Annotated in this window: 8 protein-coding genes and 3 pseudogenes; 10 read left to right on the forward strand and 1 reads right to left on the reverse strand. The window is 30.3% G+C overall.

Annotated features, from left to right (window positions below; translation table 11 throughout):
- The 4 genes and pseudogenes from Q0X02_RS07850 to Q0X02_RS07590 form a co-directional block, all read left to right on the forward strand.
- Window positions 1-123: pseudogene (locus Q0X02_RS07850) on the forward strand (nucleotidyl transferase AbiEii/AbiGii toxin family protein); the annotation flags it as partial.
- A 201-nt stretch (window positions 124-324) separates the two neighbouring features.
- Window positions 325-759, forward strand: a complete 435-nt coding sequence (locus tag Q0X02_RS07580; protein WP_297813905.1) for a hypothetical protein — start codon at window positions 325-327, stop codon at window positions 757-759.
- Between the two features lie 189 nt (window positions 760-948).
- Entirely contained in the window at window positions 949-1,407 is a 459-nt protein-coding gene (locus tag Q0X02_RS07585; RefSeq protein ID WP_297813908.1) for a methylated-DNA--[protein]-cysteine S-methyltransferase, read from the forward strand.
- Window positions 1,408-1,693: 286 nt separating this feature from the next.
- Window positions 1,694-4,846: a DEAD/DEAH box helicase gene (locus Q0X02_RS07590; protein WP_297813910.1), complete on the forward strand. Its 3,153-nt coding sequence runs from the start codon at window positions 1,694-1,696 to the stop codon at window positions 4,844-4,846.
- Between the two features lie 75 nt (window positions 4,847-4,921).
- Here Q0X02_RS07590 and Q0X02_RS07595 read toward each other — a convergent pair whose 3' ends face one another.
- Window positions 4,922-5,089, reverse strand: a complete 168-nt coding sequence (locus Q0X02_RS07595; protein WP_297813913.1) for a hypothetical protein — start codon at window positions 5,087-5,089, stop codon at window positions 4,922-4,924.
- Window positions 5,090-5,133: 44 nt separating this feature from the next.
- Here Q0X02_RS07595 and Q0X02_RS07600 point away from each other — a divergent pair.
- The 6 genes and pseudogenes from Q0X02_RS07600 to Q0X02_RS07625 form a co-directional block, all read left to right on the forward strand.
- A pseudogene (locus Q0X02_RS07600) lies at window positions 5,134-6,261 on the forward strand (IS3 family transposase).
- Between the two features lie 810 nt (window positions 6,262-7,071).
- Entirely contained in the window at window positions 7,072-7,557 is a 486-nt protein-coding gene (locus tag Q0X02_RS07605) for an NUDIX hydrolase (protein WP_297813916.1), read from the forward strand.
- A 25-nt stretch (window positions 7,558-7,582) separates the two neighbouring features.
- Window positions 7,583-7,705: pseudogene (locus Q0X02_RS07610) on the forward strand (conjugal transfer protein); the annotation flags it as partial.
- Between the two features lie 262 nt (window positions 7,706-7,967).
- Window positions 7,968-8,576, forward strand: coding sequence for a DUF6037 family protein (locus tag Q0X02_RS07615; protein WP_297813919.1), 609 nt, complete (start codon window positions 7,968-7,970; stop codon window positions 8,574-8,576).
- A gap of 184 nt (window positions 8,577-8,760) precedes the next feature.
- The gene (locus Q0X02_RS07620; protein WP_297813921.1) at window positions 8,761-9,219 is read left to right on the forward strand and encodes a GNAT family N-acetyltransferase; all 459 of its coding nucleotides are present in this window, start codon (window positions 8,761-8,763) and stop codon (window positions 9,217-9,219) included.
- Window positions 9,220-9,373: 154 nt separating this feature from the next.
- Window positions 9,374-9,596: hypothetical protein (locus Q0X02_RS07625; protein WP_297813924.1), on the forward strand; the 223-nt coding region annotated here is incomplete at its 3' end.

Below are 9,596 nucleotides of genomic sequence, written 5' to 3' on the forward strand. Positions count from 1 at the left end.
GATTCTTACCTAAGATCCTTGTGGGAAGTATATCTCAGTGAAAATAAGTATATTGGAGATCTGAAGTTTGATAAAGTTGTTGATGTAATTATAATTTTATCAAATAGAATTAATGAGATGTAATTTAAAAGACACTGTCTGGAATATTGCGGATAAGAGAAATTAACTAAAAGAGAAGTTAAATTAATCTAATTCTTTTTACTTTTTGATTAGAGCATTTAAACCTATATCAATTTTATGTCAATTGCTCAGCATAAGTAGATAAAAATATAATTTAAATTTATGGAGAAAAGTTTAATATGAGAAATATAGAAAAAAATTGAGATGGCAAAAAGAAAGGATATAATTTTCTCGCCAGAACTAGCAAGTGATAAAAATTTAGTTGGAGTATACAAAATATTTGCTATAAGAGATGAAATTAAAACATGTTTATATATTGGGAAATCTACAAACATCTCGTATAGACTACTTGGTTCAGGAGGCAGTCATATCTATATGTACTTAAATAATAATTTTTCCAAATTAGTTCAATTCATAATAGATAAATATATTAATCAGGGATATATAATTCAAATAGAAATAATGCCAGTCGAATATCACGATGAGTTTTTTTCAAGAGCGTCACATGGGCTAGCATTGGTAGAAATTAGAGAAATAGTTAAATATCAAAAATTAGGACAATCCCTTGAACAAATGCCGGAAGGTGTTGGTATGAATAAAGAAAAATTTTGGCAGGAAAATTATAAAATAGAAAATTAAATTAAAAAATCAATTTTATGAACTTGCATCTCAATATTAGTAATTATTTAAAGATAGATACTGAATTATTTTAATAACTTAAATTAGATTAAGCGTGTAAATTATTAAGAATTTGTTGAATATAGAAGAGTGTATTGTTTGTAGAAAGTATAAAATTCAAAGCAAAAACAGTATAAGGAGTTAAAAATAATGGATTTTTCTATATATGAATTTCCATTTGGGTTTCTAAAAACTGAATATGAGGGAGATATTTTAATCTCACTTAAAAAAATTGACAAAACAAGCGGCTATGGGAAAAAGACGGAATTTACCGACTTGGTATATAATGAGGTTATGGAATACCTTAATAGTAAGAGAAAAACATTCGATATCAAGTATGAGATAAATGGAACAGAATTCCAAAAGAAAGTATGGGAAGAATTAACGCATATCCCTTATGGTGAAACAAGCACATATAAAAAAATAGCAGTTGCAGTAGGAAATCCAAAAGCAAGTCGTGCAGTAGGAATGGCAAACAATAAAAATCCAATTTCAATTGTTGTACCTTGTCACAGGGTCATCGGCTTGGATGGGAAATTGGTAGGTTATGCAGGCGGTCTAGATATGAAAAAAGCTTTACTAGATTTGGAACTGAGAAACAAGCACTGAAAAACAGTACTCTGAAACTATAAGTAGAATCAGTAAAGGGCATTCAAAGAGTACCAAATTGCCCAGAAGAGAAAGAAAAAGCAATATAAGATGGTTTAGAGCATTTTGGAATGATTTAAATAATATCTAAGATTGATAATTTTAAAATTAAGATATTAAAAGCTAATGAAGCCTTGCAAGAAAAGACAGATTAGGATAGTGAAATAAACAAGGCTATGATAATTGACAAATTGCATATAAAATTATAGAACAAAAATCATAAGATCAAATAACAAAGGAGCCTAACATGAATCAAAAAGAAAAAATACTAGAATCATGGATTATGGTGGAGCATTTATCGGAGGGAGATATTAATTTAAGTGACAAGAATATTTTAACTTTTCAAGATCTTAAAGATTATAATTTCTATGATGTATTTAAGAAAAAGATCAAATATCTTAATTTAAATACATACCAAAAAGGTGGGATAGTTGTATATTTTGATATTTTCAAATTTACAGAAGTAATTGAATTTTTGAGAGATAAATTCAATCTTCCAGTATCCAATCAAGAAATCACTTTAGGAAACAAATTTTCATTTACACTGTATTTCAATAAGGATTTGCAGATAAATAATGATATGACTTTTTTAACAGAAAGCTTTTATATTAGAAACTTTCATAAAATTCCTTCGGAAAAAGAGTTTAGGGAATATGAAGAAGATTTCAAAAAGAAAATTCAAGAAGTATTTGAATGTCCAGAGAATAAATCTTATAAAGATTGGTTCAATAAGGCTATACTGGGCATTTTAAAAACCAATAAAATAGATATTGATAATTGTAGAATGAAGCCTTTGAAAAATTTGGAGAACGATGCAATTAATCTACATTCATTTTTCATTAATGATTTGCAAAAGGCGAAATCTGTTCATTCGAAAAACTTGAATGATTATTTGCGTGGGAATTTTTCAAATAGAAAAGACTTAGATAGTAGAATCACTTCTCCTAAGTTTAATAAATATATTTTTACAGAGATTTTACAGCCAAACAACTATCCTTTGTCTAGATTTCCGAGTAATATACAATATGCACCATCTTTTATGCAACAAGTCGCAATCAATTTGTCGTTAGGATATGATTCTAATAATATGAGAAGTGTAAATGGACCTCCAGGAACAGGGAAAACAACACTTTTGAGAGACATTTTTGCACAATTATTAGTAGATCAATCCTATGAAATCACAAAACTAAAAAACAAAAAAATTACGGGAAATGACGAGACTGTTTATTGGGAAAACGGATCACACAAAGCTTCAATTGGTATACTTCCAGCAAAAATAGCAGAAAATGGGATTATTGTTGCAAGTTCTAATAATGGAGCTGTAAAAAACATTGTAGATGAACTCCCACTGATATCCAAAATCGACAATTCATTGGTAGATGAAATAAAAAGAGTAGATTATTTTAAAGACATTTCTAATTCTAAACTTTCAACAGAATGGGTAGAAGAAAATGGAAAATATATAGAGAAATTAGAAGCCGAGAAACAATTAGATGAAAAATTCTGGGGATTGTTTTCTCTTGAAGGTGGAAGAAAAGAAAACATGCAGTACATAATTACTGCATTAAAATATGTGGTTGATGATTTAAAAAACAATTATATTTCTGATAATAATGTCTATAGTGAATTTGAGAAAAAATATAATGAAGCATTATCTTATAGAAATAAGAGACAAGAGATATCGGATAAATACTTCTCTTTAGAAAAATTTGAATACGAATTATTAAACAAAAAATCAAAATTCAGTAAAAATGTAAAATTCAGAGAAAGCGAGTTCAGTAATTTAAAAAATAATGTTAATTTGAAATTAGAAGAATTATATTTGAACAAAAGTAATTTGAATCAAAAAGTAAATGAATTGAAAAACGATTCGTCAAATATAAGTGAAAATAAAAAAATGATTGAAAATAGCATTGATGTCCTCAAATTACAAAAGCCAGGATTTTTCCAATTCAGTAGGAAAAAAACATATAATGAGCAGATGAGGAAATACTCTGACGATTTAATAAAAATATTAGACCAAGAAAAAACGACAAAATTAAAGATAGATGCTTTTATAAAAGATTTAAAACATATCGAAGATCAAATTTCTTATGGAAATAAGCTTATCGAAGATAAAAATTCAGAGATTGTTCAAGCGATTCAAAATGAGGATGAAGAGATCAAAAAACTAGAAGCAAAAATAAGAGATATGAAATCTGTATTAGTAAATACAGATGTTAATGTGTTAGATTTTTCATTGCCATATGATGATTTGCAAATGAGTAATCCTTGGTTTGATGAAGAGTATCGTAGAATTCAGTCTGAACTATTCATAGTTGCACTGAAAGTTCGCAAACAATTCTTATATGAAAATATAAAAAATATTGAAGCTGCAACTAGAATATGGAACAAACAACAAAATTACTTGGATAAAAATATTATTATACAAGAAGCGTGGAATTGGATTAACATGACAGTTCCAGTTATAAGTTCCACATTTGCAAGTATGGGAAGGATGTTTTCAAATATTCAAGCAAATTCTTTGGGACATTTATTCATTGATGAAGCAGGACAAGCTTTGCCTCAAGCAAGCGTTGGAGCGATTTTTAGATGTAAGCATGTTATGGCAGTTGGAGATCCAGCCCAAATCAAACCAGTTTTAACATTAGACTCATATATACTTAGTTTATTGGGACAAAATTATGGAGTTGGACAAGCTTATCTATCAGAAGATGCATCTACTCAAACTTTGATTGACAGTGCTAGTCAATATGGATTTTACAAAGGTATCAACAATCTTGAAGATTGGATAGGAATTCCTTTATGGGTACACAGACGTTGCAAGTATCCAATGTTCAACATATCAAATGAAATCTCTTATGGTGGTAACATGGTTCAAGGAAATAAATCAGACGGAAAAGCAGAATGGTATGATGTTGGAGGATCTGCGGATAATAAGTATGTAAAAGAACAGGGTGAATTATTGGTAGAAAAAATCAAGAAATTAGCAGAAACCAATAAAGACATTCTAGATAAAACTAAGAAAGACCAAGTCTATGTAATATCGCCGTTTAAAAATGTTGCATATAATTTATCCAGAAAACTTGCAACAGATCTCAACTTTACAAGATATGACAGTAAACACAGTCCGACAAATGTAGGAACAGTACACACATTCCAAGGAAAAGAAGCACCAATAGTATTCTTGGTTTTAGGAGCAGATGAAAAAAGTAAGGGAGCTGCAAACTGGGCAATGGGATCTGAAAATCCAAACATAATGAATGTATCAGCAACTAGAGCAAAAAAAGAATTTTATATAATTGGAGATAAAAAGCTGTACTCAAACTTGTGTAGTGATGTTATAGATAAAACGATAAACGAAATTAGAAAATTTAATTCAAAACCCCCAAAAAGCTAACATAAGACAAATCTCCCGAAACAATCGGGAGATTTTGCTTGTTTTACTTTTAAATTTTATAATCTTTGCGAAGTCTTAGTATTTGACAAGCATACCGTTTCTGTATTTGACGAGAGTATCGTAGTTGTTCCCGATGCCTGCTGGCTTGTGTTCTATTCTTTCATGGACTACGTTGACTGTTTTCTTTTTGATTTCAGCTGTGAATTTGGTCCATGAAGCGGCTTCTTCTAGCCAAGTTTCCATGGAAGGACCGACGTAATCGAGAAAACTTGTATTGCTACATTAAATTGAGAAAGCACTATGAAGAAGATTTTAAAAAGCATATAGCAGAAATCTTTAATTAAGAAAACTACACATATAGAAAATTGGGAGAAGAGTACAAGATAGCACCTTCAACAATAAGAGGCTGGGCTAATAGGTACAACAAGTCAAAGTCTTTTGACATTGATGATAAAAGAACTGAAGAAGAAAAAGAATTAATTAAACTAAGAAAAAAAGTAAGGCGCTTAAAATGGAGAATGACATTTTAAAGGAAGCAGCACTACTTCTAGGCGAGAAGTAAAACTCATTATCGCAAATATGGATAAATACAGTATTAGTGCAATGTGTAGGTTTTTGGGAAATTCAAGAAGCTTACTATACTATCATATAAACAAAGAAGAATCAAAAGATAGCCTAAAAACTGAAGAGCTTTTAGAAAAAACAATTAAAGAAATATTTAGAAAAATCAAAAATGCGTATGGATCAAGAAAAATCAAAGTAGAACTACAAGAAAAAGGCATAATAACATCAAGAAGAAAAACATGTAAAATAAGGCGAAAACATGCCCTAATACCAAGTTACACTGTCAAACAATACAAGGTAGAAAAAAATACTTATAACAACAAGGCAGTAAAAAGCAAAATAGCTAGACACTTTGATGATAGATCATCTTTAGAAGCCTGTATAAGCGATTTAAACTAAGTTAAAGTAGGAAATGATTGGAACTACATTTGTTCAATAATAGATTTACATAACAGAGAAGTAATAGAATCCTCAGAAGAAAAAAAGAAAAGCACTAAGCTAGTAAAAGAAGCGATTTATTCAATAAAGTATCCAATAAATAGAATAAAAATATTTCATACAGATAGAGGACGAGAATTCGATAACAAAAGTATAGATAGAATACTAGACATATTTGGGATTGAAAGATCGTTAAGTGAAAAAGGTAGTCCTTATGATAACGCAGTCGCTAAAGCGTTTAACAAGGTATTAAAAACAGAGTTCATATACAAGAATAAATTTAAAAATTCAAACCAGCAATATTAGAACTATCAGAATATATTTATTGGTACAATAACTTAAGAATCCATGGGTCTTTAGAGTACTTATCACCAGTTGAATATAGGCACAGAAGATTAGCTAATGTATATTAGTTAGTTTTAGTTTAATATGTTCGATTTCAAATTGTACAAATAAGTGTTGATAATCCAAGACTACTTTTAAGTGACATGAATATGCTCGTTTTTGATGAGCCGACCGACTAACTTTTTAGACATTGCATTTTTAGAAGCGCTAGAAACATTAATGAAAAGTTATAATGCAATGATTCTATTTGTTACTCACGATCGAATGTTAGTAAAAAATATAGCTACAAAAATATTGATATAAAAAATGGTAAGATAATAGTATTAGATGGACCATACTAGGCATATAAAGAGTGGTTAGATAATAAAACAAAGTCTAACAATAATGACCAACTTTTACTAATTGAAACTAAAATATATGACGTACTGGGCAGATTGACCTTGGAACCTTCGCAAGAGTTAGATGATGAATTTCAAAGCTTATTGAAAAAAAAGAAAGAACTGACTAGAGGGAAATAAAGCAAATCTATTGATATGTTCCTACAAACAACGCACGTGGAAAGTATCGTATTGATGTCACGTGTAGATTAGGTGGGTGCAAATTTGCCTTTGCATAGCAAGGCTTAGTGAGTGCTATCGTTAAAAGGTTTAGTATACAATGGATGTAAGTTGGCTTTGCGTGGTTTTTGAGCGTGTTTTGGCTGTATTGGGGAAGATATCAACGCTCTGGGGTCGAGTGCAATAAGTTAAATGACCGTTGCTTGTGCACAATGTGATATACAAATGTATCAATCACTTGGATTTTCAATTCAGCTTGGAAACTTGTTTGCATTTGAACAATAAGTCACAGTCATTAGATAAAAAATAAAGGAGTAAACTATGGAACATAATTGTGGATTTATTAACGAAAAAAAAGCATTTAGATATAGAGCAGCAGCCATCATAGTAGAAGATGGATGCGTGCTACTTGCAAGAAATGATGAGGATGACTATTACTACTCGGTTGGTGGAGCAGTTCACATGGGCGAGACATCAGAAGAAGCCGTGAAGAGAGAAGTATTTGAAGAGACAGGTTTTAATTACGAAGTCGATCAACTTGCCGTGATACATGAGAACTTCTTCATCGGAAGCTCTGGCTTAAAAGGAGTAGACTTCCATGAGCTTACATTCTACTACTTGATGAAGCCCATTGGCAAAAGAGATTTTACGAGCCATAGTACTACAGAGTCAGGTGCTAAAGAGACAATGCATTGGTTACCTATAGATGAGCTTGATAAGTTCAAGGCTTACCCGATATTTATGAAAGAATATCTTAAATCGGAGCATAGTGGAGTAGAGCATATAATTTCAGATGAAAGATATTAATGAATCACGCTATTACGGCAAGAGATCGTTACATAAACATTATTTCTTAGAAGATTATGACAAGAAGAATGTGTTTGATATTGAAGAATATGTAAAGAGAAAAGGCAATGTTAAGCTTAATAGAAATACTGTAATTACAAGATTGTAATATTTACTGTTATAACTATATGAGCTAGGATATATTTGAAATAATAGAGCTAGATAAATTTGAAGTTATAGAGGTGATGAAATGATTAGAAAAATAAAAAAGAAAATGCTCAATCTACCGGAATTATTTCTAAAGAGAAGTTTGAAGCGGTTGAGCTTGAGATGGCGGCTCGGAGTAATGTAGAGATTGGAGAAGATGGGAAGATGCACAGAAAGAGTAAGAAATATAGTTTGAAGAAGTGTTGGTAAAGGGAGATAGAAGTATGCTTGGAAACTTAAAACTATTAAAAGAAGATATGGAGAATAAAGGGTGGACAATTTGTACCTTCACGTTTCGATATAAAAGTATTAACTATATTGTCTTGGTAAAAAGATTTGTTGGTGGAGAAAAAAGAATAGACCGATATGCTTTAGTGAAATTAGAGTTTATGAAAGAAACTAATCTAGATGACCCTTTGATTGTGGAAGCTAATTCCAGAGAGTTAATTATCGATGCGAAGACATTAAGAGAATACTTTGGCATTGAATATGCTCCTAATTTAGGCAATATACTTCAACAATTTACAGAAAGACTAGGTGGATGTATTCCTACTGAGATTAAACTCCAACCTTCGGTTCTAGAAAAACAAGCGATGCTTCGTTCGCTAAGCAAAAGCGATTCGGAAGATCCAAACAAAATTTATTGCACTGGTGTCAAAAGAAACCCTGAGGGAAAAAATAGAAGCGAGTTTAATGCCGATAAAACAAAACTGCTCAGAAAGAACTTATTCAAATATTACAAAGACGACTGTAGTATAAGTTTTTGCTATTCAGCAGACTCAACAAAAGAAAATGATGATGCAACTATTCTAAAAAACTTTTCCAATCATTAGGAGAAAAATTACTATAGGGCTGTAATTTTGAAAAATAGCCTAATTAAGATTGAAAAAATAAGCTGAAACAAAGCGTAAGAACCCTGATTACGTGAGGAAAATTAAGTTTCTTGACCAGTTTCCAAAATTAGCCTAACAATCCATGTTGAGAGTGTCGTATTGATGTCAAAAATAAGGAAATAAAATGATTAAATATAAAAAAATTAGATTAACAGAACAAGATCAAAACCTTGAGGAATTACTTAAGTTATCAGAAGCATGGGCTAATGAAAATTGTTGCCCATCATATTATAAAAATGATCCAACCGATTTTATTAATAAAGACATATATTTGGCTGTTGAGGATAATTGTATTGTTGCGTATGCTTTTGGACATATATGTGTTAAAACAGAAAATACCTCATATAATAAAATTGGTGAAAAAGCATTTGAACTAGATGAAATATATGTTATGCAGACTCATCGCAAAAAAGGTATCGGGAAAGAGCTTTATAGATTTTTAGAAAAAGATGTGCAAGATCGCGTTGAAGTGATTGGAGTAATTGCCTCATCATATCAATATAATAGTCTCCTGAGATTTTATATTGAAGAATTAGACTTTCAATTTAATCATGCATTATTGGTAAAACGAACACATCAATAACTCATAATATATGACATTTTTGTTCGAAAATAAGATATTTATTATGTAAATATATTTTTTATCGAAATTTGTATTAAAATAGTGAATAGATAGCTTTCTGTTTACCGGAATAACAAAGCTATGTTTTAACCTTTAATTTAGGAGGTAAAATCAAATGAAAATTTCGAAAAATAATATTTGTTTTGTCATTTTTGTAGTATTTCTTTTATCACTTCTTTCAGCATGTCAGAATCAAAATAATTTCAATAATAACAATAAAATACAATCAAAAGGGCAAACTCCTACAAATACCAAAATACAATCGAACGAGCAAACTTCTACAAATAGCAAAAAGCAATCGAACGAGCAAACTTCTACGAATAGCAAAAAGCAATCGA

It is taken from the genome of uncultured Finegoldia sp., from assembly GCF_947252345.1.
Lineage (GTDB): Bacteria > Bacillota > Clostridia > Tissierellales > Peptoniphilaceae > Finegoldia.

What these genes read in the sequence shown, in the direction of transcription:
- Q0X02_RS07580 (WP_297813905.1), top strand. Translation starts at nt 325, where the DNA reads ATGGCAAAAAGAAAGGATATAATTTTCTCGCCAGAACTAGCAAGTGAT.
- Q0X02_RS07585 (WP_297813908.1), top strand. Translation starts at nt 949, where the DNA reads ATGGATTTTTCTATATATGAATTTCCATTTGGGTTTCTAAAAACTGAA.
- Q0X02_RS07590 (WP_297813910.1), top strand. Translation starts at nt 1,694, where the DNA reads ATGAATCAAAAAGAAAAAATACTAGAATCATGGATTATGGTGGAGCAT.
- Q0X02_RS07595 (WP_297813913.1), bottom strand. Translation starts at nt 5,089, where the DNA reads ATGGAAACTTGGCTAGAAGAAGCCGCTTCATGGACCAAATTCACAGCT.
- Q0X02_RS07605 (WP_297813916.1), top strand. Translation starts at nt 7,072, where the DNA reads ATGGAACATAATTGTGGATTTATTAACGAAAAAAAAGCATTTAGATAT.
- Q0X02_RS07615 (WP_297813919.1), top strand. Translation starts at nt 7,968, where the DNA reads ATGCTTGGAAACTTAAAACTATTAAAAGAAGATATGGAGAATAAAGGG.
- Q0X02_RS07620 (WP_297813921.1), top strand. Translation starts at nt 8,761, where the DNA reads ATGATTAAATATAAAAAAATTAGATTAACAGAACAAGATCAAAACCTT.